The following is a 26,751-nucleotide window of genomic DNA, read 5'->3' on the forward strand; positions in this document are numbered from 1 at the left end:
CTTTGCTGCGAGCACAAAAGTTTGAGTTTTAAGAAAATAAAGGTGCAACTTAAGACGGGCGCGTTATCGATCCCTGTGAACTTTCACTTGTAAACGCGCCCGCTTTATTTATCCGCTGTTACGCCGCGGCCAGTACGTTGGTTTTATCCAGGTAATACTTGCCGATACCGTGCAAGTTCAAAGGCGACAGGGTGAAGTGCTTCGACCCGGTGTGAATATCGCGGAAGCAACGCTCCAGGAAGTGCGACTTGTAGACGGCTTTGGAACCGGCCATCGCGTAGATCTGGTTGACCGCATTGACCGAGTTCTCGGTCAGCACCGAGGCGGCCAGGCCGACGCGGGCGCTGACCGGTTCGCCGATGGTTTCACCACGGTTGATCACCTGATGGATTGCATCTTCCAGCAGCAGTTGTGCGGTGTGCACCGAGGAGATGGCGCGACCGGTCTTCTCGAAGATCACCCCTTCCAGGCCCGGATCGGTGTTCACGGCGCGATCGTTGCGGAAATGGTCGACCGCGGCCCGGGCCACGCCCAGCACGGTGGACATCGCCGCCAGGGTGCCGAACTCGTAGTAACCGGTGGCGTAGGCCCGGGAGCTGCGCGCTTCGGGGGATTGTTTGAGGGTTTCGACGTCCAGCGAGAAAGACTTGTGGACGATCACGTTGGAGCACTGGAAGTGATGGCTGCCGGTGCCGCGCATGCCCAGGGTGTCCCAGGTCGGCAGGATGGTGCACTGGCTGGCGGGGACGAAAAACATCCGCACTTCAGGGGTGGTGTTGTTTTCGGTGCCTTTGACGGTGGCGGTGCAGACCAGCCAGTCGGCGTGGGCCGAGCCGCTGGCGAACGCCCATTTGCCGCTCAACAGGTACTCGTCGCCCATCGGCAGCGCTTCGCCACCGGAGTGGATGGCGCCGATCACGAAACCGTCGCAGTGGTTGTAGATCGCTTCGGAAGTGGCTTCCGGCAGGTAGTCCGACAGGCGCCCCATCGCCACTTGCACCGCCAGCTGCCAGGACAGCGAGGCGTCAAAGCGGGCGAATTCCAACAGCAGGGCCGAAGTGGTCTGGATATCGACCTGGGACCCGCCGAACGCCTTGGACACCGAGGTCCGGCCAAAACCTTCCTTGAAGAATCGGGACATCACATCCTTGTGCGTCGCGTTGGTCTGCTCGCTGTAATCGCGGTGCTGAATAATCAGCGGATTCAGTGCACGCACCTTCTCGAGCCATTCATTGGATTCGGAGGGAAGGCTGTTCCATTGCATTAGATTTTTCATAACGGCTCCTAGCTATTATTTATTTACGATCAGCAGACGAAAAAACAGACAGAACTTTTTATTGTTGTTAAACCCCGATAAAAATGTACGTCTACAGTCGTACATTTGACAAGCACTATTATCAGACTTCTTTCATTTCCCAATAAAAGAGCAATCACTGTCCGACAATAACCCAAGGCGCAAGAGGCCAACGTAACTTGCGCACAAGTTACGTGGCTTGAAACTTTTTGATTACTTCACGCCGGCACGCCGGTCACTGACTTTCGACAGTGAGGCCCAGTCCTGATCGGCCTGACCATGGGCCATGCCGTCCAGCAGGTTGTCCTTCAACACGCTGGCAAACGGCAGCGGCACCTGCGCCGCTTCACCGGCTTCCAGCGCCAGGCGGACATCCTTGAGGCCCAACGACAATTTGAAACCGGCCGGCTCGAATGTTTCATCGACCATCAGCTTGCCGTAGCCCTGATAGACCGGCACGGCAAACAGGGTCGAGGTGATCATCTCGATGAACGCCTCGCGACGGATGCCGTACCCGCCGGCCAGGGTCGAGGCTTCGGCCATGGATTCGATTGCCGAGGCGATCATCAGGTTGGCCGACAGTTTGGCGGCGCAGGCCACCTCGGCCGTGTCGCCCAGCGTCCAGGTCTTGCGCCCCAGCACGTCGAACAGCGGCTGTACCCGGGCCAGAGCCTCGGCAGGCCCGGAGGCGAGAATGTTCAGATTGCCGGCAGCCGCCACATCGACCCGCCCCAGCACCGGTGCCGACACGTAACCGACGCCGCGTGCTTCATGTACGACCGCCAGTTCCCTGGCCAGCGCCACGGACACCGTGGACATGTTGACGTGCACGCTGCCGGCCTGCAGCCCATCCAGCGCCTTGGCGTCGAAGAACACTGAGCGGATCGCCGTGTCATCGCCGAGCATCGAAATCAGCACCTCGGCCTGCGCCGCCAGCGCGGGGGTCTCGACCGGTTCGGCGCCGGCCTTGGCCAGTGCTTGCAGCGGTGCCGACGAACGATTCCACACGCGGACCCGATGCCCGGCTTTCAGCAGGTTCAGCACCATCGGTGCGCCCATCGTGCCCAGACCGATAAATCCCAGTTCCATGTCGCGTTCCTCTCTCGATGAGGCGTTCAAAGCCGTTCAGACGATGATGCAGAATTGCGATTGTACGTGTACAGGCGTACATTTCAAGTGCCGCGATGATTCATTCTTCACGGCAAGGGTTTCAAACACACCTTTACCCAAGGCAAGGAGGCTTTATGCAATTCGGGATCTACACCGTTGGCGACGTCACACAAGACCCTACCAACGCCCGTACCCCCAGCGAATCCGAGCGCATCCAGGCCACCCTGCAAATTGCGCAGAAGGCCGAAGACATCGGACTGGACGTGTTCGCCACCGGCGAGCACCACAATCCCCCGTTCATCACCTCCTCTCCCACCACACTGCTGGCCTACATCGCAGCCAAGACCCAACGCATCATTCTCTCGACGTCCACTACCCTGATCAGCACCAACGATCCAGTGCGTCTGGCTGAAGAATATTCGCTGCTGCAAAACCTCTGCGGCGGCCGCATGGACCTGATGCTCGGCCGCGGCAACACCGCACCGGTCTACCCCTGGTTCGGCAAGAGCATCGCCGACGGTCTGCCACTGGCGATGGAAAACTATCGCCTGCTGCACCGGCTCTGGCGCGAAGAAGACCTCAACTGGAGCGGACGCTTTCGCACACCGCTGAAAAACTTCACCTCGATCCCCAGGCCCCTCGATGATCTGCCGCCCTTCGTCTGGCACGGCTCGATCCGCACCCCGGAAATCGCCGAGCAGGCCGCGTATTACGGCGACGGTTTTTTCGCCAGCCACATCCTCTGGCCCCGGGAGCATTTCATGGCGCTGGTGGAGTTCTACCGCGCGCGGTTTGCCCATTACGGTCACGGCACGCCGGAGCAGGCGATCGTCGGTCTAGGCGGGCATATTTTCATGCGTCGCAACTCGCAGGATGCGCGCCGTGAATTCCGTCCCTACTTCGACAACGCCCCGGTGTACGGCCATGGCCCGTCCCTGGAAGAGTTCATGGAAATGACCCCGCTGGCCGTCGGCAGCCCTCAGGAAATCATCGACAAGACCCTGACCTTCCGCGAGTACTTCGGCGACTACCAGCGCCAGCTGTTCCTGTTCGACCATGGCGGCATTCCGCTGAAAACCGTGCTGGAACAACTCGACATGTTCGGCAAGGAAGTCCTGCCGGTGCTGCGTGAAGAAACCCGCAAACGTCGTTCGCCACTGGCGGCCGAGGCGCCGACTCACGCCAATCGCCTGGCCCGTTTGCACGAGTTGCAAACGCAACCTACCGATCCGCGCTCCGACGTGAAGGGTCCGCGACACGACAGCGTGACCGGCCACTGACCCTGTGGGAGCGGGCTTGCCCGCGAAGGGGACGGCACATTCAACAATCTCGTTGACTGGCAGTCCGCTTTCGCGAGCAAGCCCGCTCCCACACTTGTTCAGGCAGCGCCTTTCAACGGGCGCTGCGCATCCATCGCCACCACGTCATCGTGGATCAAACGGGCCAGATACTGACCGTAACCGGTCTTGCTCATGCTGCCCGCGTGCACCAGCAATTGCGCGTCGTCGATCCAGCCCTTGTGGTAGGCGATCTCTTCAAGGCAGGCGATTTTCAGGCCCTGGCGTTTCTCGATGGCCTGCACGAAATTGCCGGCCTCCATCAACGCATCGTGGGTGCCGGTGTCGAGCCAGGCCATGCCACGGCCCATCACCGACACGTTCAATTTGCCGCGTTGCAGGTAGACGTTGTTGACGTCGGTAATCTCCAGCTCGCCGCGCGGCGACGGCTTGATATCGGCGGCAATCTGCAGCACTTCGTTGTCGTAGAAATACAGGCCGGTGACGGCGTAGTTGGACTTGGGCTCGCTCGGTTTTTCGCAGATGCTCAGGGCCTTGCCGGCCGCATCGAACTCCACCACGCCAAAGCGCTCGGGATCGGCCACGTAGTAGCCGAATACGGTGGCGCCCTCGTCGCGGGCAGCAGCTTGCAGCAGGGTTTCACCGAAGCCGGCGCCGTAGAAAATGTTGTCGCCCAGCACCAGGCAGACGTTGTCTTCACCGACGAATTCGCGACCGATGATGAACGCCTGGGCGAGGCCGTCCGGGCTTGGCTGCACCGCGTAGCTCAGACTCAGGCCCAACTGGCTGCCGTCGCCGAGCATGCGCTGAAAGCCCGGCAGATCTTCCGGGGTGGAGATGATCAGGATCTCGCGGATTTCCGCCAGCATCAGCACCGACAGCGGGTAGTAAATCATCGGTTTGTCATACACCGGCAGCGACTGTTTCGAGACGCCCAGGGTGATCGGGTGCAGACGCGAACCGGCGCCGCCCGCCAGCAGAATTCCTTTGTACTTGGCCATGCTTTTTTCCTTTCAAGCAGTGAGAGTTCAATGACTGAATGTTCAGGCCACGAGGGCCTCGTCGCGTTGTTCGCCGAGACGCTCCAGCGCGTAGGCGCCGGACATCACCCGCACCCACCAGGCGCGGTTATCCAGATACCAGTCGACGGTTTTCTGCATGCCGCTCTCGAAGGTTTCCTGCGGCGTCCAGCCCAGCGTCGCGTGGATTTTTCCGGCATCGACGGCATAGCGTTTGTCGTGGCCCGGACGATCCTTGACGAAGGTGATCAGGTCGCGGAAGTGCGCAACGCCTGGCGGTTTTTCCGCACCGCGCGCCTCGAGCAAGTCGCACAGGGTGTGCACCACTTCCAGATTGGTCTTCTCGTTGTGGCCGCCGATGTTGTAGGTCTGACCGACCTCACCGCGGGTGACCACCGCATACAGCGCGCGGGCATGATCTTCGACGAACAGCCAGTCGCGAATCTGCGCGCCATTGCCGTACACCGGCAACGGCTTGCCTTGCAGCGCATTGAGAATGACGTGGGGAATCAGTTTTTCCGGGAAGTGATACGGCCCGTAATTGTTCGAGCAATTGCTCATGACTACCGGCAGGCCGAAGGTACGATGCCAGGCGCGAACCAGATGGTCGGAACCGGCCTTGGTCGCCGAGTACGGCGAACTCGGCGCATACGGCGTGCGCTCGGTGAACGCCGGATCGTCGAGCTCCAGGTCGCCGTACACTTCGTCGGTGGAAATATGATGGAAACGGAACGCCGCCTGACGCGCCGCGTCCAGTCGGTTCCAGTAACCACGCGCCGCTTCGAGCATCGTGTAGGTGCCGACGATATTGGTTTCGATGAAGGCTTGCGGGCCATTGATCGAGCGGTCCACGTGGGACTCGGCGGCCAGGTGCATCACCGCATCCGGTTGCAGGCGTGCGAACAGTTCGTCCAGCGCTGGCTTGTCGCAGATGTCGACCTGACAGAACCGGTAACGTGGCGAATCGGACACATCGGCCAACGATTCAAGGTTGCCGGCGTAGGTCAGTTTGTCGACGTTGATCACTTCACATTCGGTCTCTTCGATCAGAAACCGCACCACGGCCGAGCCAATGAAGCCCGCGCCCCCTGTCACTAAAATTTTCATCAGCGCCTCCCCTGGCAAAATGATGATTGAACGTCCTTCGATGCTGTGTGCAGGTCAGTTCAACAACGCGACCCAGTATTGCGACAGCCCTTGCTCGAGAATCAACAGCGTCTGGATGCAGACGAAGCTTTCGTCGGTGGTTGCCGAAGTCGCGTTGAGCGGGCCGAATCCACCGTCCTGCTTCTGATGGGCAGCGATCCAGTCTTTCGATTCCTGCAGATAAACCGGTTGCGCATCGAGCAGATACATCGCTGCGATGGCCATGTAAGTGCCCACCAGGCTGACTGCTTTGCCGGGCCGGTAATGGAACGAGCCGTTGGCCAGTTGCAGCTTTTGCAGCCAGGCGACGGTTTGTTCGGCATCGACGATGCGGCGGTTGAGAATGAACAGCGTCGACACCACGCGGTACACCGAAAACGCATCCGGCGGATACCCTGGTTTGTTGGCGAAACCACCGTCGGCCGAACGGCAGCGCAGAGCAAAAGCCATCACGCCCTGCTCGTCCGGCGCCTTGGCTTCAAGCGCATGCAGCGACAGCACCGCCAGGTTGGTGTGCCAAATATCGGAGCCGAAACCCGGTACATCGCCGAACCCGCCATCGGAGTTCTGACACGCTTGCAGGTAACGCACGCAACCGCCGATATCGTTCGGCAACGCACCCAGCACTCGCAGCGACAACACCGCGCAGTAGGTGGCGAACACATCGCTCAGGTGCCCCGGCTGTTCGGCAAATCCGCCGTCGGTGTTTTGCGAAGCCCTGATGCAGTCGATCAGGCTGGCCTTGTTTTCGATTTGCAGGCCCAGAGCGTGTAAGTCCGAAATCACATGCAACCCGGAAAACACCTGCCAGGTCTTGTCGGCACGGAACCCCAGCGGGGCGGTTTCGGCGGTCAGCCCGTAAGGCGTTTCATTCGACGCCCGGGCCTTGGCCAGCCACGCCAGATACCGCTGCAGATCGACGTTGATGGTCGGCACGCCATTGGGGTGAATGAGCTGCACATCGCCACTGCCATCGATCACTTGCAGCTCACGGTTTACCAACGCTGCATCGTCATGATGAGTGAGGACAGTGGCCGGCTCGATGGACTGCAAGGCGTGGGCGGCGGCGAGCTGGGTTTTAAGGCTTTTGAGGTGCAGCGGCAGGTAGGTCAGGTTACCGATGCTGAAGATCCCCGGTTGACGCGGTGGCGCCCAGAACTGCCGAATGAACGGCACGGTCGGGTCATCCGGGGTCGACCAGAAATAGCCCTTGCCCATGAACAGACCGCCATTGCTGGCGTCGTGAAACTCCAGCAACGCTGTCGTCACCGAAGCCCGGTCCGCTTCGCTTGCGCCGGACGGCAAGGCCTGAATCGCCTGCAACAGCAACGCCACGTCGTAAGCCGTCTTGATCGGGAATGGCGACTCGTGATTTTTGTACGAGGTGTGCCAGTCGCAACGCACTTTGCCGTTGATCCCCACTCGGTCCCAATACCCGCCGTACGCCGGATCACGGAACAGTGCCAGGGTTTGCAACAGGAACGAACGAGCGAGATTCGACAACGCATTGTCGTCCCGTGCATCGGCCAACTGCGCCAGCACCAGGCTGACCTGAGCACGCACGCCGCAACGGGTCAGCGCCACATCGACACAGGATTGGCTGTCGCTGCCGGCGACCCGGCCGATCAGGTTTTCTGCATGAATCTGCAAGTGCCCGACCAACCCGAACCCCAACGGCTGATTGTCGATACGCGCCAGCAAGGCCGTGGCGCTGATGTCGAGATCGATCGAGGTCGCCAGTTCCAGCGGCGTCGACCAATCACTGCTGTACAGGCCGGCGACCGTGGAACGGGCATAGAGTGCTTCGACTTTTTCCAGCAGGCCGTGGATCGCGGCATTGTTCGCCGCGTCCTGCGGCACCCGGCGCTGATAGGCAATCAATGCCGCCAGCGCGTCCAGTTGCAGCGCCAGTGTCCGGCAGCGTCCGGAACCGTGTGGCGTCCAGTAGCGGTCGGCCAGTTCGTGGAAACCGCCATTCGACGCATCATGCAAACGCATCAGCCCGTCATGGGCAAAACGCAGTTCGACATCGTCGCCGTGCTCGGCCTGATAAAGCGTCGCGGCGACCTGATCCTGCAACTGCTTGTCGCTGGAAATCGCAACCTCGCCACTGGCATCGGTCACGGCGAAAAAACCGCCGTGATCGATGTCCTTGAGGCCTTGATCAAATAGAAACTGCGGATGCAGTGACATGGTGAATCCCTCTTCCTTGAGGTTAAGCGGCTTTGCTTTCGGTCAGCGACACAACGCTGCCCTGGCACAACTCGATGATGCGCGTCGCGGCGCGGGCGGCACCTTCGCCATCCGGCGCAGCCACTTGCTGATGCGGTGCGTAATAGGTCGAAGCGTCGGTGTCTTTTTCCAGTTCGCCCTGGATCAGTTCGACGATACGATCACGGTCGTATCCGATATGCGTCGGGAAGCCCAGCAACTCCAGACGACGCAGAGCTTCCAGTTCGTGGTATTCGGACTTGGACGACAACAGGAACAGGGTCGGAATATTCATCGCCGCGATTTCCGTCACGGTGATCCACCCCGGTGCCGAAATCAGCAGGCTGGCTTCGCGCAGCAGGCCCATCCAGTCCGGGTAGTACGGCACGCAGACGACGCCGTCCTGAGCCTGGATATCCTGACGGCCCAGCAGCACCAGTTTCAGTTCCGGATTGCGCTCGCGCAGGATCTTGAAGCTGTCAAGGTAGGCGGCGAGCAGCGCGTCCTTGTTCTGCGCAAACATCGTGGTGCCGCTGATCGAAGCCACAATGAACGGCGAGTCGCCCAGGTTCAGTTGCTCGCGCACGTTCAAACCGGTCTGCACATTGATGTCGCGGATCATCGGCCCGACGAAATGCGCCTTGCCGCTGACCAGCGCTTCGGCCACCGGTGTGCCCTGATCGAGGGAAGCCACATACGGTTTGTCGGTCAGCACCAGTTGGCTCTGATTGATCATCCAGTTGAACTGGCTGTGCAGCGCGGTACGGGCCCGGGCCATTTCCAGCGCGTTGACCTCGAAACCGCCGTCGGCCAGATCATGGTCTTCGAGCTGGCACAGGGTGAAGTCGTAGCGCTCGGTGACGAACACCAGCGGCGTACCGCTGAAAATCGCGGCCAGGCAGGCGGCCATGTTGTAGTCGGACACCAGAGCGGTCGGCTTGTATTCGGCGATCAGGGCCAGGTAAGACAGAATCCGCTCGCCGGACAAAAACGTATTGGCGATATAACCGCCAATGTAATTATTCCAGTCGAGTTCTTTCGACAAGTTGCTCTTTTTCGAGTAATCGACCAAACGACCGGCAATATCCACTACTTCAACGCCGGACTTTTCGAACATCGGCGTGAAGGTCGGCTGCAGGGAAGCCAGTGCCACGGTCAATGGCATATCCGGCCGCTGTTTTTTAATCGCCTGAGCGATGGACAGCGCGCGCATGTTGTGACCGGAACCGGTTGGATTGGGGGCAAATAAAATCATTCTTGAATCTCCATTAGTTGAACAACGCCATGAACCACAGTGTTTTCCAATACATCCCTTATAACCACCGAGTACGGTTTGATAACGGCACCGTCACCAATATTCAGTGGACCTACCAAGATGGCGCCCTCGCCAATAACGCAACGACTTCCAATGCGCACCGGTGCCTCCTCCCAAGGCAGTGAGCGAAAAGAATAATCATGGGTGGAGGCCACGATCGTGACCCCTTCCGACAACTCGCTGAAGGCACCGACGGACACACCGCCGGCCGCCTCGATAACCACACCGGGAGCCAGTCGCACGCCGGTGCCCAATTCGATACCGCCCAGTTGCGACATGCCGCCCTGTCGGCTGCTGCGCCCGATCAGAATGCAGTCCCCGGCGATTTCCACCGACGCGCCGCCACGCAATTCGGCATCGATCAGGGCGTCGTCGCTGATGTCCCAGGTCAGGGTGTCGGGATTCAGCGACTTGAGCCGTGCGACCGACTGCGTGGAGCGATCGAGCATCGACGGCAAGCCCTGGCGCGCCCGCTCCCGGACTTTGGCCAGCACGGGTTCCGGGCTCGGCCGGCCGTCCTCGACCACGGTGCGCCGGGCAATGACCCGCGCCGGGCGACCGACGACGATTGCGTCCGGCGGCACATCCGCTGTCACCAACGCACCCGCTGCCACCACAGCCCCGGCACCGATGGAAACACCGGCAGCCACGGTGGCCTTGGCGCCCAGCCAGACGTTTTCGGCAATCCGAACCGGCGACTGCGCCGTCCCCAGGCACTGGGCACCGGTGGCGAACATGCTGGATTTGCCGACAGAGGCGTGCTGCAAATCGCATCTGAAACCAATGAAGCAGTCATTGCCGATCTGCACGTTTGTCAGGCGACTGCCGGCACGCACCCAGACGTGCCGGCCAAGCTCACTTGCGCTATCAACAGTCGTCGAAACTTCAATTACGTTTATGTCGTCCACAATAAAGCCTCATTCCATTGATGCCGGGCACATAACATTCCGATAGGCGTGCGCATCCCGCAGATATAAATCCGCCAGTGCACAAATAATTAATTAACTGTTCATTTAAGGCTTCAACTCAAAGCACGCGAAACATTGCGTCCGCGCCACTTATTAACTGTCCAGTTCATTCAACTGTCATTATTCATTAACAACAGATAGAAGTTCACACTTGAGCCAAAGGCCAAGTCAGTTGTCGATGATGAGAAAAAGCCGATTCAAGTCTGTCCGTGACTCAGGTGAAGCTCCCTTGTGAGGAATAGTTCTTTAGTACGAATGTTATAGTACAGACGATTTTGTTTTGCAATAGGTGTCAGAATGGTTATCTCGTTTTAGTCTAAAAATTGATTGAACTTTTATGATGCACGCTTGTACTAAAACCGTCATATATGCACAGCGGTGGTGCACATTCAGGTATCGCGCAGATTGGCGCCAGCGCTTACAGGCATCTGGAGGTCGACCCCAGACATTCCGGCAGCCCCCGCGAACGTTACGGTGACGACTCCAACTCCCTTTGGCCTGGAGCCGTCATGCCCGCACCTATCACCGTTCTGCGCGACACCCATCCCCTGCCCGTACTCGACGCCTGCAAATGGGAAAAGCTCGAGGGCGACCCACACACCGTCAACCTCAACGCTTACACCAGCGAAGACGGCAGCAAGATCATGGGCACCTGGATCTGCACCCCGGGCAAGTGGCGGGTGGACTACGTGAAGTGGGAGTACTGCCATTTTCAGGAAGGCTACTGCGTGATCACCCCGGACGGCATGGAGCCGATCCACCTGCGTGCCGGCGACATCTTCGTGGTCGAGCCGGGCATGAAAGGTACCTGGGAAGTGGTCGAGACCGTGCGTAAATATTTCGTGTTCGCCTGAAACAAAAAAGCCGGGAAACCACCCGACGTGATTTCCCGGCAACACCTGCTGCATTGGATGTGCAGACCTGTGGCGAGCACAGGCCTGACGACGGTTACTGCGGCTTGCGATAGCTGTTGATGATCGCCGAAAAATCCTTGCCACCTTCTCCACGCTGACTCATCGCCTGATACAACTGCTGCGCTACCGCGCCCAGCACCACCGGCTGATGGGCCTGACGCGCCGCTTCGGTAGCCAGCCCCAGATCCTTGAGCATCAGCTCGGCGCCGAAGCCACCGGTGTAGCCGCGCGAGGCCGGTGCCGTTTCGACGATGCCCGGCCACGGGTTGTACATTTCCGAACTCCAGCAACGCCCGGTCGAGCTGTTGATGATCCCGGCAAGTACGCCAGTGTCGATCCCCAAAGCATCACCCAACGCCATCGCCTCACTGACGCCGACCATCGAAATGGCGAGCAACAGGTTGTTGCAGATTTTGGCGATCTGGCCGGTGCCGACCTCACCGCAATGCACGATGTTGCGGCCCATTTGTGCAAGCACCGGTTGCAGAGTGGCGAACAGTTCCGGGGTGGCGCCGACCATGAAGGTCAGCGTGCCGGCCGTTGCCCCGCCGGTGCCGCCGGACACCGGGGCATCGGCCATGGCCACGCCCTGTTTGGCAGCCGCCGCCGCCACATCGCGTGCCGTCTGCGGATCGATCGTGCTGCAATCCACCGCCGGCACGCCTTTGCCGATCCCGGCGAGCACGCCGTCCTCACCGAGCCAGACGCTGCGTACATGCACCGCAGCCGGGAGCATGGTGATCACCAGTTCTGCATCTGCAGCAGCTTCGCGAGCCGAGGCGCGAATGGTACCGCCCAGTTGCTCGAGTTCCGCCAGTACGGTTTGGTTCAGGTCCACCAGATTCAGCGAATGTCCGGCCTTGATCAGGTTGCGCGCCATCGGCGCGCCCATGTTGCCCAGACCGATAAATGCGATTTTCATGGCCATTCCTCAGCGCAGGTTGATGGTGGTGTTCACGCCGTCGTTGACGCTGTCGTCATCGAACCAGCGCGCCGTGACCGTTTTGGTCTGGGTGTAGAACTGCACCACTTGCTTGCCGTACGGGCCGAGGTCGCCGAGTTTCGAACCGCGTGAGCCGGTGAAGCTGAAGAACGGCACCGGCACCGGAATCGGGATGTTGATACCGACCTGGCCGACGTCGATTTCAGTCTGGAATTTGCGTGCCGCCGCACCGCTCTGGGTGAACAGGCCCGTGCCGTTGCCGAACGGGTTGGCGTTGACCAGCGCGATGGCCTGATCGAGAGTGTCGACTTCCAGCACCACCAGCACCGGACCGAAGATTTCCTGGGTGTAGATCTGCATGTCGGTGGTGACCCCGGAGAACAGGGTCGGGCCGACGAAGTTGCCGCTCTCGTAGCCCGGCACACTGATGTCGCGACCGTCCAGCTCGAGTTTCGCGCCTTCCTTGATGCCGCTTTCGATCAGATCGAGAATCCGCGCCTTGGCTTTTTTCGAAATGACCGGGCCGACATCGGTGCCCGACTCGTTGCCGGCGTTGACCTTGAGTTTCTGCGCCAGCGCTTTCAGATCCGGCAACCACTGTTTGGCCGCGCCCACCAGCACCACCACCGAAGTGGCCATGCAACGCTGACCGGCCGCACCGAAACCGGCACCGACCAGCGCATTGAGCGCTTGCTCGCGATTGGCATCCGGCAACACCACCGCATGGTTTTTCGCGCCCATCATCGATTGCACGCGTTTGCCGTGTTTACCGGCCAGGTCATAAACGTGAGTGCCGACAGCGGTCGAACCGACGAACGAAACCGCTTTGATGTCCTTGTGGGTGCACAGGCCATCGACCACGTCCTTGCCACCATGGACGACGTTAAGCACGCCAGCCGGGATGCCGGCTTCGATGGCCAGTTCCACCAGCAGCATGGTCGACAGCGGATCCTGTTCGGAGGGCTTGAGCACGAAGGTGTTGCCGCAGGCGATGGCCATCGGGAACATCCACAGCGGAATCATTGCCGGGAAGTTGAACGGCGTGATGCCGGCGCAGACGCCGATCGGCTGGCGCAGGGTGTACGTATCGACGCCGCCGGCGACGTTCTCGGCGAACTCGCCCATCTGCAGGCTGCCGATGGAGCAGGCGTGCTCGACCACTTCCAGACCACGGAAAATATCGCCCTCGGCATCGGCAATGGTCTTGCCCTGCTCGGCGCTCAGCACCACGGCGATGCGTTTGGAATGTTCGCGGATCAGCGCTTGCAGCTTGAGCATGATGCGCATGCGTGCGCCGATCGGGGTCAGCTTCCAGGTCTGGAAGGCGCGCTGGGCGGCGCTGACAGCGGCGTCGACTTCAGCGGCGGTGGCGAACGGAACCTTGGCCAGAACCTGCTGGGTCGCCGGGTTGACGATGTCGTGCCACTCGGTGGTCTGCGACTCGACCCACTCGCCGTCGATCAGCAGCTTGACCTTCTGGATCGTGGTTTCGTTGGGCGTAAGCGATGCGTTCATGCTGGTCTCCAGAACTTGTTTTTATCTTAGGAGCCAAGGCGAAAGGTTCGCCTTGAGATGAGGCGTGTGTCACGAATTGGTTGTCGGACTGTTTTTGGAGTATAGATGTGCAAACTTCTAATAAGAACGCACATATAAGCCCGTCCATCATGCAAAAAAACATCACCTCTCTCGGCTCGCTGAACTGGGACGACCTCAAGTTTTTCCTCGAAGTCGCCCGTACCCGCAAGGCCAGCACGGCGGCCAAACGCCTGGCGGTGGACTACACCACCGTGTCTCGGCGGATCAGTTCGCTGGAAGCGGCGCTCGGTACCTTGCTGTTCGAAAAGTCGCGCACCAGCGGTTTCGTGCTGACTGCCGAAGGCCAGCGCCTGCTGAGTTATGCCGAGTCAATCGAAAGCACATTGCACATGGCCTGCGAGCAGGTGTCAGGCTCTGGCGTCGCGCTGTCCGGGCATGTGCGCATGGGCTGCACCGAAGGATTCGGCAGCTTCTTCATCACCCCGCAGTTGAGCCATTTCGTCGACGCGTACCCGGCGATCTCGGTGGACATCCTGCCGCTGCCGCACTTCATCAGCCTGTCCAAACGCGAGGCCGACATCGTCATCGCCCTCGAACGCCCGGAACACGGTCCGTACGTGTGCTGCAAACTCTGCGACTACCGCTTGCAGCTCTACGCGACTCAGCAATACCTGGACAAACACCCGCCAATCCGCCGCCCCGCCGACCTGGGCAAGCATCAATTCATCAGTTACGTGGATGACCTGGCGTTCAGCTCGGAGCTGCTGTATCTGGCGAACGTGTTGCCCGGCGCCAGCGCCAATTTGCGCAGCACCAGCGTGATCGCACAGTTCGTGGCGGCGCAGCAGGGGCGCTCATTGGCGATTCTGCCGTGCTTCCTCGCGGCCCAGGACCCGCGCCTGTTGCCGGTGTTGCCGGAGGAAATCGACATCACCCGGCAGTTCTGGATGTACTGCCGGGAGGACCTGCGCAAGCTTAAGCGGATCACCCTGTTGTGGGATTACATCCGTGAGGTGACCGAGCGCAATCAGGGTCTGTTGATGGGAGAGACCCGCGAAATGCAGTTCGCCGATTAATCGGCGCTGACCACGATCGACACCCGGCGGTTTTCGGTGCGGCCGGCGGCGGTGTCGTTGGAGGCGACCGGTTCGCGGCTGCCGAGGCCTTGCAACTGGATGTTCTCTTCTTTCATGCCGACCGAGGTCAGCACTTTGCCGACGCTTTTCGCACGACGCAGTGACAGCTGCTGGTTGTAGGTTTCCTTGCCCGAGGCGTCGGTGTGGCCATCCACGCGTACCCGTTCGATGCCGACACCCACCAGCGCTTTGCCGATACGCTCGACGATTTCGGTACTTTGCTGGTTCAGGCTTTCGACATTGCTGCCAAACAACACTTTGCCCGACAGACCGAACTCCCAGCCGTCATCGGTCAACTCGAAGCCTTGCTGCTTGAGGACCGCGACCTGAGCCGGCGTCAGGCCTTTTTGTGGTGCGGTCTGGCAACCGGTCAGGGTCAGCATGGCTGTCAGCAACAGAGTGGAAAACAGGCGAATGGAAAGTGAGAACACGGCATCAGCTCCTGGTTTGAACGGGATCGACCGGGTGCTCCGACCCAGCCGTGAATTGGGCGCCGCGCGACAAACGCTTGGCTTGATACATCGCAGCATCCGCCGCATCGAGCAAGGTGCCGGGCGTGGCGCCATGATCGGGGTAAACCGCGATGCCGATACTGAGCGAAGTCACGACACTGCCGTCGCCCGGAAGCGCAATCGGGATGTCCATGCTGGCGAGGATCTTGTCGGCAATGCGCTCGGCGTCTTCGGTCTTGTGCAAGGGCGTCAGCAGAACGGCGAACTCATCCCCACCCAGACGTGCCACCAGATCTTCTTCACGCAACTGCGCCCGCACCCGACTCGCCACCGCCATCAGCACGGCATCGCCAGCGGCATGACCGAAGTTGTCGTTGATGTCCTTGAAGCGATCGCTGTCGAGAAACAGCACCGCCACTTGCTCATTCGACTTGTGGGCATTGCGCAGGGCCCGGATCAGGCGGCCTTCGAAAAAGGCTCGGTTCGGCAACCCGGTGAGGCTGTCATGACTGGCCTGATGGGCGAGGGTTTCGTTTTCGCTTTGCAAGTGGGTTTGCCAGGATTCGAGTTCATCGAGCAGGGCATTGAAGTCGGTCCCGAGGTTGTCCAGCTCGGCAATCTTCGCCCGCGGCACCCGTCGATCCAGTGCCCGTTCGCTGCGAGCCGCATGCGCCACGGCCGCCAGGCTGTGCAACGGGCCGATGATCCTGCGCAACTGACGTTGCGCCAGGTAAAGCGCGACCCAGGCACTGATTGCCGTGCAAAGAATGATGCCCGCCAGACCGCTCAACAGAAACCGCATCAGGCTGCCGCCATGGCCGATCAGCAAGATACGGCCGATTTCGTGATCCTGATGCTGGATCGGCAGGTTGATGGGTTTTTCCAGAATGACTCGCGCGATCTTCATCTCCAGTTCGGAAAACAGGCCGTTCTCCGGGCGCTGCCAACGCGCGAGCAACTGACCCTGAGTGTCCAGCACCTGGACATCCGCCACTTCTTCGGTCGAGGCGATCAACGCCAGCGCTTCGGTCGCGGCGGCCTTGTCGTTGAACACCACGGCGGCCTCCACGGTGTAACTGATCGAGCGGGCGATCAGGTGCAGGTTGTGATCGGCATAGACTCGCAGCGCCAGCACCCCAAGCAGCGTCAGCGACACACTGGCCATTGCCACGGCGACCAGCGCCACAATCAGGTTGCCACGGCCGATGACCGAGCCCAGGGTCGGACGCCCAGTGGATTTGTCGCCTCTCATGGCACCGCCGGTTTGCGGCGCGACAACTGCAGCACGCTGGGATGAATGCGCACACCGCTGCGGGCAACGGAGTCGAGATTGACCTCGAACGACACTTGTTCATCACCGACCCGCAGGCAGAACAAGCTGCCAACCGTGCACTGATCGCCGCCTTCACTGATGCTCAGCACCGGATGGCCGATCAGGGATGCGAACAACCGGCTGCGTTCGTCTGTCGTAAGTTTGCCGATATAGACCGCGTCGCACTCGCTGACGATGGCCGGATTATCGGCCAACAGTCGGCGCACGATAACCGGACGACCGGTGGACTGGGTCGTGCCCTTGACCAGATCGTCGGTGTACTCGGTCGGACCAACGATGCACAGACGCAACTGCGCCGGCTCGACCGGCCAGCGCGCGTAACTGAGGATACCGAGAACCACCTGAGTAACGGATTTGGCCCGTTGTTCAGCCATACCCGCTGAGGCTTGAGTCTGGGCAGCGGCCACACCCGTGAGCAAACAGAGTACAACGGCAAGCAATGCCTGCTTGCAGACAACTACGCGCTCTGTCGCCCAGACAGCCACCTTCATGCGGGGATTCTCTTGGATCGTTACGAAATGATGCCGCAACGATAGCACAGCGTTGGAACACCAGCGATACAGCGACCTCTGACTGGTCGGTCAATAATCGCCGGTCATCCAGGCAACTTCATCCTCAAGGCGCCCCTGCTTCTTCGAGTTCCAGCATCAGTCCGCTCAAGCGCTTCACCTTGCGTTGTACTGCCTCTTCAAATACGCCACTGCGGGGTTCGATCAAAGTGAACCAGTCCTTGGCCCGGGTAATTCCGGTGTAGATCAGTTCCTTGGTTAACACGGGGTTCAGGGCGTCCGGCAGGATCAGCGCGGTATGGGCAAACTCCGAGCCCTGTGACTTGTGCACAGTCATCGCGTACACGGTTTCGACATCATTGAGCCGGCTCGGCAACACGAAGCGCACCCCACCACGCCCGTCGTTACGCGGGAACGCCACGCGCAACACCGACTTACCGGCGTCCGGGCCATCGCGCTCGGGCAATTTCAGGGCGATACCGATATCGCCATTCATCAGTCCCAGACCGTAGTCGTTTCGGGTCATCAGCACTGGCCGGCCTTCGTACCATTGCTGGTCGCTCTCGATCAGCCGCGCCTTGAGCAATGCTTCGGTGATGCGCTGATTCAGCCCCTCCACACCCCACGGCCCCTTGCGTACTGCACACAACAACTGGAAGGTATCGAAGGCCCGCAAGACGTCACGCGCCCAATCGACCCAACCCGGATGCTCGAGCGGCGTTCCGTTTGCCGGGCGTCGATCGCGCAAGACGCTCAAATAATGTCGATACCCGTTGGGACCTTCGCCATGTCCCTCGAGCACAAGATGCTCCAGTTTCCGGTCGTGCTCGTTCTGAAGTGGCAACGAAAACACATCGCCATGAGTTTTGGCATTCAGCAGCTGACGAGCCTCGTCCGGTAGTTGCTGATTCACTCGGCGAGCCAGTTGACCGATGCCGCTGCCCTCACCGAAACGCCGCGAATGACGCAGCATCACCACTTGCTGGGCCAGCGGGTGCGAGCCGTCACTGCCTTCGTGCAAACCGCTGTCCTGCAGGGATTCGCCGCTCACCGCTTCCAGCCACTGGCGGGTCTGTGGACTGTACCAACCGGCTTCGGCATCACGGCACAAATCTCCCAGCACCGCGCCGGCTTCCACCGAGGCCAACTGATCCTTGTCGCCCAGCAACACCAACCGGGCATGGGGCGGTAAGGCATCGAGCAGGTTGGCCATCATTTCCAGGTCGATCATGGACGCTTCATCGACCACCAGTACGTCCAGAGGCAGACGGTTACCGGCATGGTGACGAAAGTGGCGAGTTCCAGGACGACTGCCGAGCAAGCGGTGCACCGTTGTCACTTCGGTCGGAATTTTTTCCCGCACGCCTTCAGCGACCTTCAGCGATTGCACCTGCTGACTGATGGACTCGGTCAACCGCGCCGCCGCTTTCCCGGTAGGCGCCGCGAGCCTGATGCGCAATGGTTGATGCGCCTCGACCGCAGGTGCCTGGAGCAACGCCAGCAGACGGACCACCGTTGTTGTTTTGCCAGTGCCGGGGCCTCCCGTGATGATGCTGAAGGCACTTCGGGTGGCTAGGGCGCAAGCGAGTTTCTGCCAGTCGATGACATCCACACGCTGCGCTGGATCAAACAGCGCCTCCAGCCGCCGTGCAAGGTCGGGCGGTGTCGCTTCCTGCTCTGCGAGGCGCTGACGCAGTGCGCTGTCGATACGCCGCTCGTAGGCCCAATAGCGCCGCAAGTACAAGCGCTTGCCGGACAACACCAGCGGACGCTCCTGCGCCGACGTACCGTCGTCGGCGGCCAGCGCCACCAGCGAACTGCCGGCCAGCACCTTGCACCAGTGAGCCCCGTCGAGGGTTTCGAGCATCTGCGATGGCAGCAGCAACACGCCGGGTTGTGTATCCCCCTCTGGAGGCAGGGACAGGGCGAAATCCGGCGCCTTAAGGGTTTCGAACAGGTCCAGGCAAACATGGCCGTGCCCGAGCTGGTGACTGGTCAAGGCGGCGGCGAGCAACACCAGCGGATCGACATCGGGTGCCAATTCATGAAGAAAGGCCACGAACGCCTTGTCCAGTGCCCGCAGCCAACCGCGCTCGACCCAGCGGGTGAGCAACAGCAGCAGATCATCGGCACAGGTGAGAGGTGTCAGCTGAGCCAGGCTGCCGGCGGTCAGCGGCGTAGGCAGCAGGTCGGCGATTGTCCGATTCATAGCAGTTCTCCCTGTTCCCACACAGGCTCGGCCCTGGATTGCGGTTTGCCCTGGAACATGAGGTCCAGACGCTCGATCAACTCCCGTGGTGGGCGTGCGAAGTAAACCCCACCACCAGGCGCCCGTGTTCCACGCAGGAACAGATACAACGCGCCGCCGATATGCCGGTCGTAGTCGTAATCGACGAGCCGCGCCTTGAGCTGACGATGCAAGGCCAACAGGTACAGCACGTATTGCAGGTCGTAACGATTGTCGAGAATCGACTGCTCCATGGCCCGCTCGGTATACGCAGCGTCATCGACACCCAGCCAGTTGGATTTGTAATCGGCGACGTAGTAGCGCCCCTCATGCTCGAACGTCAGGTCGATAAAACCTTTGAACATGCCATTGAGTTGCACCGCTTCGGCACCAACCCGGGCAACACCGTTGTGGGTAAATTGACGTACCTGTTCATCGAGCTTGAGCACGTCGACTTTGTGGCTGGCGAACCAGAACTCCATCTCGACCCGATACTGCTTCAATTGCTCGAGAACCACCGGCGGTTGATCATGCCCTGCAGGCAGCGGCAGTCTGAGCAGATGTTGCAACCAGTCGCAGAGGGTGGTGATCCAGCCTTCCCAGCCACGTCGATTGCAACGTCGGGCAATCGCATCATTCAACGACTCGCGCGTGACCGCGAAACCCTCCTCACCTGCCCACTCCAGCAAACCGTGAAGAAACGTTCCCGGATTCGGTCCACGAGGGAAGCGGTGAATGTCTGCCCCGCCGGCGATGATCTCGCGTGGTGCTTCAGGATCCAGGCGTTCGTCATCGAACAGTTTTTGCGCTTGCGGACTGTCGGGAGCTTCGTCATTGCCGACGCTCAGCACGTCACTGATACGCAAGGCACTGTACGACGCGATCCACCAGTTCTCGCTGGCCCTGCGGCTCGGCAATAACGTGGCGCGTAGCTTGGCCTCGTTACGCGGGGGCTTGTAAACCTCGTTGGTAGCCTCTGGCATTTCAACAACGCTCAGCGCCGAACAATCCTGTTGCAGATCGTCCAGCCAGCGAGCCAATCCGCTGGACTCATTCAAACTCGTGCCGCCACCCAACAGATAGCCCAGCGCAGAAAGGTGCAGAACCGAACTGCTGTGGTTGCCGCGCTTGAGATCCGTGACCCCGAGCCAGCATGCATGCTGTGCGCGGGTCAGCGCGACGTAGAGCAAGCGCAGATCCTCTGCCAGGCGTTCGTTGTCCGCCAAGGCGATCAGTTCCGCGTCGGGCTTCAGGCTGATGCGAGCCTTGCCGGATTCATCGTGGTAGTGCAGCGGCAATCGACTGCCATCCAGCGGTTTCGCCGAGCAGATAAAAGGCAGGAACACCAACGGGTACTCAAGCCCCTTTGACTTGTGAATGGTCACGACCTTGACCAGTTGCTCGTCGCTTTCAAGACGCAGGATCTGCTCTTCACCTGCCTGACCGGACAGCGCCAGATGCTCGGCCAGGTGGCGGATCAGTGCCTGCTCACCATCGAGCTCCGACGCGGCCTGTTGCAACAACTCCGACAGGTGCAACAGGTTGGTCAGCACCCGCTCACCATCACTGCGGGCGATGAGCATCTGCGGTAGTTGAAAGTCGTGCAGCAGGCGCCGCAACATCGGCAGCACCCCTTGCTTGCGCCAGAGCTCACGATAACCACGGAACTGCATTACCCGGTTTTCCCAAACCAGTTCGTCCTGATTCAGACGCTCCAGCTCAGCCAGTGGCAGATTCAGTGTGATGCACGCCAACGCCGCTTTGAGGGAGCGTTCAACATCCGGCTCGGCGCACGCCTTGAGCCACGAAAGCAGATCATGGGCTTCCTGAGCGGCAAAAACCGAGTCCTTGTCCGACAGATAAACGCTGCGGACTCCGCGCGCTGCGAGCTCACCGCGTATCGACTGCGCCTCTTTACCATCGCGCACCAGGATCGCAATGTCCGCTGGCCGCAGCCCACGCCAATCCTTGCCCTCCTGCGCAAACCCGGCGCGACCGGTTTGCCCGCCATTAAGCAGGGTCGTGATCTCACTGGCGCAGGCCGCCGCCAACTGCTGTCGGTAAACCGCGCCAGACAGTGGCTTGTCGGTAGATAGATGCCAGATATTCAGCGCCGATACGTCCTGCCCGGATACCTGCAAACGTTCTTTACGCCCCTGCGCCTCCACAGGCAGGAACGGCACCGGGTTATCGCCGTTTCTCTCTCGAAACAAAAACGCCCCGCGCCCTTGCTCACGGGACTCTGCACGCTCGAACACATGGTTGACCGCACTGACCATCCCGTGACTGGAACGGAAGTTGGTGCCCAGGGTATGCAGGCGCCCGGTTGTGGCCTGCCGGGCTCGCAGATAGGTGTAGATGTCCGCGCCACGGAAGGCATAGATCGCCTGCTTCGGATCCCCGATCAGAAACAAACCGGTCTCGGGGTTATCCTCTTCAATGCGATAGATGCTTTCGAAGATCCGGTATTGCACCGGGTCCGTGTCCTGGAACTCATCGATCAGAGCGACCGGGAACTGCTCGCGAATGAGCGTGGCCAGACGTTCCCCACCGTCAGATTGCAAAGCCGCATCCAGCCGCAACAGCATGTCGTCAAAACCCATTTCGGCCCGACGGCGTTTCTCGTCTTCAAAACGGGCACCGACCCATTTGGCAGCATGCTGCAGCACGGCCGCATCGGGCGTCGGCAAATTGTCGAGACTCGACTTGAGCGCGGGCATGGCATTCAGGCCCGGATGACTCGGCGGCTCGCCTTTCCAGGCTTCCGCCATACCATCCGGCGTGAGCCGGGCGAACCCGGTGCCGATATCCAGTTGTTCGAGCGTCTCGTCCTCAGCCCAGGCCTTGAGCTTTTCGAACCATGGTTCGAAATAGCGAGCCTGCATCTTGCGTCCGTCCACGGTTTTATTGGCGACGCCCTGATGGCAGATGGCGAGCAGCTCATCGGACCACTGCCGCCATGGCCTCTTCAACTCCACCAATGCCGCACGGCGTTCATGCAGGCATTCTTCGATCAGTTCGGACGGCGTCTTGTCTGAGTCCCCTTCGCGCTCAGTGCCAAACAGCCCTCGCACACGCGGCAACAGGGCTGCCGGCCCTCCCCAGTGACTGCGGACCCAGCTCAACGCATCGCCCTGCATCGGATAGCAGAACAGCCGCCAGTAATCTCGCAGCACTTCACCAAGCAGGTCGCTGTGATCGGTTTCCAGGGTCTGCGTAAACAGACTGCCGCTGTCGAATGCATGCTCGCGCAGCATTCGCTGACACCAACTGTGGATCGTCGAGACGGCGGCTTCGTCCATCCATTGCGCGGCGATATCCAAACGGTTCGCGCAACCCGGCCATTGTTGCGGATCGAACTGTGCACGCAATTCATCGATCAACGCATCCGGGGGCGGTGTCTCGTCACGGAAGAAACGCGCGGCCTCGGCCAGACGCGTGCGAATGCGCTCACGCAACTCTTTGGTGGCCGCGTCGGTGAAAGTCACCACGAGAATCTGCGGGGGCAACAGCTCACGACCGAAACCACTTGCCTCGCCTCCGTGGCCGAGTATCAACCGCAGATACAGCGCTGAAATGGTAAACGTCTTGCCAGTGCCCGCACTGGCTTCGATCAGTTGGCTGCCTCTTAACGGAAATGCCAGCGCTAGCGGCTGTTGATTGCTCATGCGCCTGCCTCCTCGGGGGTCCACGAGCGCCACGGCGCCTCAAGCAACGGGCGATACAGCGCATCACACCAACCGGAGAAGGTTTCATCCGCCTGCAGTGCATCGTAGTCGGGGAACTGTCGGGCCAGGGCCGGGCTTTCGCGACGTTCACCTTCGCTGGTCTGACCATCCCCCTCATAGGCTTTACGGGCAGCCGCTTCAGCCTTGACCGCATCGGTCTGAGCCAGCCATGCAAAAACCGTTTTCACCGCGACCGGTAGTGGCTGGCGCATGCCCGTCTGCCAGGCGAGCAGCAGATCCTCAAGAATTCGCCCCGCTCGGGCTCGTTCCAGAGGTTCAAGAAGGAGGGTGTCATCACTGGCCACCAGTGCGGTCGTCAGGGAAAGCCCACTGGCACACGCGACTAGGTGGCTGACCCATGACTTGGTCATGCGATGCCATTTGCGGCTCTTGATCGAGCCTATGCTGTTGGGAATCGTCGTAACCGAGAGTACGCCGCCATCGACGCGCCGGTGCAAACCGCCCAGCCATCCTTCGAGGCGCAGTTCCTGCCATTCAAAATTGATCGGTAGCGCGTTGGTCAGTGGCGTCGGCCATAACGCCAACAGCTGTTGATATCGTTGCAACAAGTCTGGCAAAGGTTCGATCAGCTCTCGCTGAAGGCATTCACCAAATCCCGCCATAGGCAACAGTCCGCTGTTCTGCAGGCGCCGGGCTTGAGACTCGAGTGCCTGACCAACATTGTCCGGGCATCTCAAGGCTGCCTCGAGCAAGCTGTCGCTGAGCATGTATCGCTGCAATGCATCCAGTACAAAGGGCTCCTCGTCAGCCTGAGGTATCTGCACTGCTTCGAAGTAAACCTTGAGTCGCTGAGTGAAAAAGTGTCGAACCGGACTACGCAGAAAGTCCTGCAGCATCTCCAGACTCAGCGGCTCCTCCTGGACATGTGGAGCAAGCATGGTTGCGACGTCATTCCGTTCGTCAGGTTGATGCAGCACCTGCCACTCGCTGTCGTAGCTGAAGAGTTTGTCTTCCTCATGGAAATAGCGCGAACTGAATGGCTGCAAGGGATGCTCCTGAGTCATGGCAATCAGGAGATCTTCGTTTTCGTCGACCGATCGCCATCCATTGGCGAGATGATCGCGCAACTGGCCGATCAACACAGAGGCTGGCCGATCACTGTTGTCGCGAATGCTGCGGCCCACCCAACTGATGTAGAGCTGATGGCGGGCGGACAAGAGCGCCTCTAGCAGAAGATAACGATCATCCTCACGACGGGAACGATCTCCCGGCCGGTAATCGCTGCCCATCAGATCGAAGTCCAGCGGCGGTTGAGCGCGTGGATAATCGCCATCGTTCATGCCTAACAGACAAACCAGTCTGAACGGAATCGCGCGCATTGGCATCAGCGTGCAAAAATTCACGGCTCCGGCCAGGAAGCGTTGAGACAGACGCCCCTGATCCAGCCCCGCCAGCCAGGCCTCACGGACGACAGTCAGTGGCAGCTCGTCCAGCAGACCGACTGCCTCGCAGGTTTCCAGCCAGGTTTCGCGCAACTCTTCGAGTTGAGCCAACAGGTAGTCGTCATGCTCATCTTCAGGCTTGAAAAACAGTTGCATCAACGCCTGAAGCCGATGTCCCCATTCCTGTGGTTGGGCGGGTTTCATCAGTTGCTGATGCGAAAGCTCCAGTGCATCCAGCAACGCGACCAATGGCCCAATCAACGCGGCATCGAGACCACCGATTTCATCGAAGGGTTCGATATTCCCATAGGAGCCGGAACTGCCGACCGCATAACCGAGCAACATTCGACGCAGGCCGAAGCGCCAACTGTTTTGCTCCAGTTCGTCGGGTAATCCCAGCTCGGCCCGTTGCCCGGCATCAATGCCCCAACGCACACCGGCACCTTCGATCCAGCGGTGCAGAGTCGACAAGTCTCGCTCCTGCACGCCAAACCTTGCGCGTAACGCAGGAACATCTAGCAAATCGAGGATTTCACTAACCGGGAAACGACTTTCCGGCAGCTTGAGCAGGTGTTCGACAGCGATCAGTAATGGATCCCGTCCGCGCTGGCCCTGATCGGCCATGGTGAAGGGAATGAAGCGTGGATCATGACGATCAAGCTGCCCAAATACGGCGCGGATATGCGGCGCATAACTATCGATGTCAGGCACCATCACGATCACATCGCGAGGGCGTAATTGAGGGTCCGCACTGAAGCGGGCAAGAAGCTGATCGTGAAGAATCTCCACTTCGCGCTGGGCGCTGTGGGCAACGTGAAAGCGGATCGAATCGTCCTGAGTCAGATCGACTGCCGGCCAGAGCGCTCGAGTTTCGCTTAGCGGCCGCAGCTCCAGAATGTCGTCCTGTAACTGATTAAGCATGTTCTCCGGCTGGGTTTCGCTGAACAGATCGATACGTCCGTTGCGAAATGCTGCGCGATAGCTATCCGGTTCGTCGTAACTGTCGAGCAGATTTATGTAATCACGACCTTGCTTGCCCCATGCTGCGAGAAGCGGATGAGCATGTTGGTGGAGTGATTCCGAATCCAGCACCAAGGGCATGCCGCTTTTTCGGGACTGCCGCTTGTACTGATGCCGCAAGAGATCCTTGTCGGCAACGATATCGGCCCAGTGATAACGACAGGGATTATGTACGCACAGTAGAACCTGGCTGAAACGGGAAAGCCCTGCCAATGCTTCCAGCACCTGGGCGGGCAACGAGGAAATTCCAAAGACGATCACTCGCTGAGGAAGTCCGGTCGGTGCGCTTTCAAGACTGTTGATGCGTTCCATGAATCGCTGGTGCACGCCCGCCCGACTTTGGGCCATGCCTTGCTCGCCCACATCGTCCAGCAGGGAGCGCCACAACTCTGCCTGCCAGCAACTTGTAGGAGGAAGCGGTTTCGCTTCACCTCTCACATTGCGGAGCTGATGATGCCCCTCCGCCCAATCCTCAAGCCAATCAGCACGGTAGACCTGATATTGGTCGAAGAGGTCAGCCAGGCGTTCGGACAACTGGTAACGCTTGCGCAAATCGGTGTCATGGGTGAGGAAGCGTTGTAGCGGCTCGAAGTGCGGTTTGGTGATCACCTGTGGCAGCAGGCGCATCAAACGCCAGGTCAACGGTGCCTTGTCGAGTAGCGATTTTGCCGGAATTTCCTCTCGTCCCAGCACCATCCGGTAAAGCTGCCACATGAAACTGCCCGGCAGTTGCACATCAATTGCGGCGGCGATACCACAGCCGCCTAAGTCGTCTGCTCCAGGATCTTCAGCCAGGGCCAGCTTGAGCCATTGAGCGATGCCGTTGCTCTGCACGAGCGCAATTTCATTCTCCAAGGGTGCCAGTGGATAGCGCCGCATGATGCTGATCACAAGGCTGCGTAATTCATCCAGGCTGTTGCTCTGAACGACCATGAATGCAGCGTTGAGGGACTGGGTGTCCGGCATGAAGGCTTCCTTGGAAAAGTACAAAAGCTAGGGCTGAACCTTAGCATTGTCGGCAGGCGAGGACAGCCGCAAGGCGGCTGAGAATGCTGTAAGAACTTTCCTGCGGACAAAACAAAACCCCAACTGCTTTCGCAATTGGGGTTTCGGAATTTAATCTTGACGATGACCTACTCTCACATGGGGAAACCCCACACTACCATCGGCGATGCATCGTTTCACTTCT

General features: G+C 60.0%; 18 protein-coding genes. 3 read left to right on the plus strand and 15 right to left on the minus strand.

Translation table 11 applies throughout. The annotated features are described in order from the left end of the window. Nucleotides 1-118 precede the first annotated feature (118 nt). Together L6D81_RS27600 and L6D81_RS27605 are read right to left on the minus strand one after the other, a co-directional pair. The gene (locus L6D81_RS27600; protein ID WP_236182751.1) at nt 119-1,276 is read right to left on the minus strand and encodes an acyl-CoA dehydrogenase family protein; all 1,158 of its coding nucleotides are present in this window, start codon (nt 1,274-1,276) and stop codon (nt 119-121) included. A gap of 231 nt (nt 1,277-1,507) precedes the next feature. After that, nucleotides 1,508-2,413 carry an NAD(P)-dependent oxidoreductase gene (locus L6D81_RS27605; RefSeq protein ID WP_276574264.1) on the minus strand — a complete coding sequence of 302 codons (906 nt, stop codon included), beginning with the start codon at nt 2,411-2,413 and terminating at the stop codon, nt 1,508-1,510. Nucleotides 2,414-2,538: 125 nt separating this feature from the next. On the opposite strand from L6D81_RS27605, the gene L6D81_RS27610 reads away from it, so the two are divergent. Further along, entirely contained in the window at nt 2,539-3,684 is a 1,146-nt protein-coding gene (locus tag L6D81_RS27610) for an LLM class flavin-dependent oxidoreductase (protein WP_236182753.1), read from the plus strand. A gap of 98 nt (nt 3,685-3,782) precedes the next feature. On the opposite strand, the gene rfbA is transcribed toward L6D81_RS27610, so the two are convergent. From rfbA to L6D81_RS27635, 5 genes are read right to left on the minus strand one after another with little or no spacing between them, the layout of a single operon-like run. Further along, nucleotides 3,783-4,703, minus strand: coding sequence for a glucose-1-phosphate thymidylyltransferase RfbA (rfbA, locus tag L6D81_RS27615; protein WP_236182754.1), 921 nt, complete (start codon nt 4,701-4,703; stop codon nt 3,783-3,785). 42 nt (nt 4,704-4,745) lie between these two features. After that, the gene (gene rfbB, locus L6D81_RS27620; protein ID WP_236182755.1) at nt 4,746-5,828 is read right to left on the minus strand and encodes a dTDP-glucose 4,6-dehydratase; all 1,083 of its coding nucleotides are present in this window, start codon (nt 5,826-5,828) and stop codon (nt 4,746-4,748) included. A gap of 54 nt (nt 5,829-5,882) precedes the next feature. Beyond that, nucleotides 5,883-8,060 carry a prenyltransferase/squalene oxidase repeat-containing protein gene (locus L6D81_RS27625; RefSeq protein ID WP_236182756.1) on the minus strand — a complete coding sequence of 726 codons (2,178 nt, stop codon included), beginning with the start codon at nt 8,058-8,060 and terminating at the stop codon, nt 5,883-5,885. 22 nt (nt 8,061-8,082) lie between these two features. Then, nucleotides 8,083-9,333 (minus strand): glycosyltransferase family 28 protein, encoded by a 1,251-nt coding sequence (locus L6D81_RS27630; protein WP_236182757.1) that lies wholly within the window; start codon nt 9,331-9,333, stop codon nt 8,083-8,085. Continuing rightward, complete coding sequence (locus tag L6D81_RS27635) at nt 9,330-10,229, minus strand: acyltransferase (protein ID WP_236182758.1); 900 nt, start codon at nt 10,227-10,229, stop codon at nt 9,330-9,332. The genes L6D81_RS27630 and L6D81_RS27635 overlap by 4 nt, the downstream gene beginning before the upstream one ends. A 641-nt stretch (nt 10,230-10,870) precedes the next feature. On the opposite strand from L6D81_RS27635, the gene L6D81_RS27640 reads away from it, so the two are divergent. Continuing rightward, nucleotides 10,871-11,215, plus strand: coding sequence for a cupin domain-containing protein (locus tag L6D81_RS27640; protein WP_007953863.1), 345 nt, complete (start codon nt 10,871-10,873; stop codon nt 11,213-11,215). A 94-nt stretch (nt 11,216-11,309) separates the two neighbouring features. Here L6D81_RS27640 and mmsB read toward each other — a convergent pair whose 3' ends face one another. Together mmsB and L6D81_RS27650 are read right to left on the minus strand one after the other, a co-directional pair. Then, nucleotides 11,310-12,197 (minus strand): 3-hydroxyisobutyrate dehydrogenase, encoded by an 888-nt coding sequence (mmsB, locus tag L6D81_RS27645; protein WP_236182759.1) that lies wholly within the window; start codon nt 12,195-12,197, stop codon nt 11,310-11,312. 9 nt (nt 12,198-12,206) lie between these two features. After that, nucleotides 12,207-13,733 (minus strand): CoA-acylating methylmalonate-semialdehyde dehydrogenase, encoded by a 1,527-nt coding sequence (locus L6D81_RS27650; protein ID WP_236182760.1) that lies wholly within the window; start codon nt 13,731-13,733, stop codon nt 12,207-12,209. Between the two features lie 149 nt (nt 13,734-13,882). Between L6D81_RS27650 and L6D81_RS27655 the strand changes: the two genes are divergently transcribed. Continuing rightward, nucleotides 13,883-14,830, plus strand: coding sequence for a LysR family transcriptional regulator (locus L6D81_RS27655; protein WP_236182761.1), 948 nt, complete (start codon nt 13,883-13,885; stop codon nt 14,828-14,830). Here L6D81_RS27655 and yfiB read toward each other — a convergent pair. The 6 genes from yfiB to recC form a co-directional block, all read right to left on the minus strand. Beyond that, complete coding sequence (yfiB, locus tag L6D81_RS27660; RefSeq protein ID WP_236182762.1) at nt 14,827-15,321, minus strand: outer membrane lipoprotein YfiB; 495 nt, start codon at nt 15,319-15,321, stop codon at nt 14,827-14,829. The two genes, L6D81_RS27655 and yfiB, sit on opposite strands and share 4 nt — an antisense overlap. A 4-nt stretch (nt 15,322-15,325) precedes the next feature. Then, entirely contained in the window at nt 15,326-16,594 is a 1,269-nt protein-coding gene (dgcN, locus tag L6D81_RS27665; protein WP_236182763.1) for a diguanylate cyclase DgcN/YfiN, read from the minus strand. Further along, a complete protein-coding gene (yfiR, locus tag L6D81_RS27670) occupies nt 16,591-17,166 on the minus strand; it encodes a regulatory sequestration protein YfiR (RefSeq protein WP_236182764.1) in 576 nt (191 codons plus the stop codon). The genes dgcN and yfiR overlap by 4 nt, the downstream gene beginning before the upstream one ends. Nucleotides 17,167-17,290: 124 nt before the next feature. Continuing rightward, nucleotides 17,291-19,393 carry an exodeoxyribonuclease V subunit alpha gene (gene recD, locus L6D81_RS27675; RefSeq protein ID WP_236182765.1) on the minus strand — a complete coding sequence of 701 codons (2,103 nt, stop codon included), beginning with the start codon at nt 19,391-19,393 and terminating at the stop codon, nt 17,291-17,293. Next, entirely contained in the window at nt 19,390-23,079 is a 3,690-nt protein-coding gene (recB, locus tag L6D81_RS27680; protein ID WP_236182766.1) for an exodeoxyribonuclease V subunit beta, read from the minus strand. Before recB ends, recD begins: the two co-directional genes overlap by 4 nt. Beyond that, nucleotides 23,076-26,528, minus strand: coding sequence for an exodeoxyribonuclease V subunit gamma (gene recC, locus L6D81_RS27685; protein ID WP_236182767.1), 3,453 nt, complete (start codon nt 26,526-26,528; stop codon nt 23,076-23,078). The genes recB and recC overlap by 4 nt, the downstream gene beginning before the upstream one ends. Nucleotides 26,529-26,751 lie beyond the last annotated feature (223 nt).

Origin of the sequence: Pseudomonas sputi (genome assembly GCF_021603585.1) — a bacterium.
GTDB lineage: Bacteria > Pseudomonadota > Gammaproteobacteria > Pseudomonadales > Pseudomonadaceae > Aquipseudomonas > Aquipseudomonas sputi.

Bases quoted from the DNA above. Each gene is read 5' to 3' on its own strand.
- L6D81_RS27600 (WP_236182751.1), bottom strand. From the start codon at position 1,276: ATGAAAAATCTAATGCAATGGAACAGCCTTCCCTCCGAATCCAATGAA.
- L6D81_RS27610 (WP_236182753.1), top strand. From the start codon at position 2,539: ATGCAATTCGGGATCTACACCGTTGGCGACGTCACACAAGACCCTACC.
- rfbA (WP_236182754.1), bottom strand. From the start codon at position 4,703: ATGGCCAAGTACAAAGGAATTCTGCTGGCGGGCGGCGCCGGTTCGCGT.
- rfbB (WP_236182755.1), bottom strand. From the start codon at position 5,828: ATGAAAATTTTAGTGACAGGGGGCGCGGGCTTCATTGGCTCGGCCGTG.
- L6D81_RS27625 (WP_236182756.1), bottom strand. From the start codon at position 8,060: ATGTCACTGCATCCGCAGTTTCTATTTGATCAAGGCCTCAAGGACATC.
- L6D81_RS27630 (WP_236182757.1), bottom strand. From the start codon at position 9,333: ATGATTTTATTTGCCCCCAATCCAACCGGTTCCGGTCACAACATGCGC.
- L6D81_RS27640 (WP_007953863.1), top strand. From the start codon at position 10,871: ATGCCCGCACCTATCACCGTTCTGCGCGACACCCATCCCCTGCCCGTA.
- mmsB (WP_236182759.1), bottom strand. From the start codon at position 12,197: ATGAAAATCGCATTTATCGGTCTGGGCAACATGGGCGCGCCGATGGCG.
- L6D81_RS27650 (WP_236182760.1), bottom strand. From the start codon at position 13,733: ATGAACGCATCGCTTACGCCCAACGAAACCACGATCCAGAAGGTCAAG.
- L6D81_RS27655 (WP_236182761.1), top strand. From the start codon at position 13,883: ATGCAAAAAAACATCACCTCTCTCGGCTCGCTGAACTGGGACGACCTC.
- dgcN (WP_236182763.1), bottom strand. From the start codon at position 16,594: ATGAGAGGCGACAAATCCACTGGGCGTCCGACCCTGGGCTCGGTCATC.
- yfiR (WP_236182764.1), bottom strand. From the start codon at position 17,166: ATGAAGGTGGCTGTCTGGGCGACAGAGCGCGTAGTTGTCTGCAAGCAG.
- recD (WP_236182765.1), bottom strand. From the start codon at position 19,393: ATGAATCGGACAATCGCCGACCTGCTGCCTACGCCGCTGACCGCCGGC.
- recB (WP_236182766.1), bottom strand. From the start codon at position 23,079: ATGAGCAATCAACAGCCGCTAGCGCTGGCATTTCCGTTAAGAGGCAGC.
- recC (WP_236182767.1), bottom strand. From the start codon at position 26,528: ATGCCGGACACCCAGTCCCTCAACGCTGCATTCATGGTCGTTCAGAGC.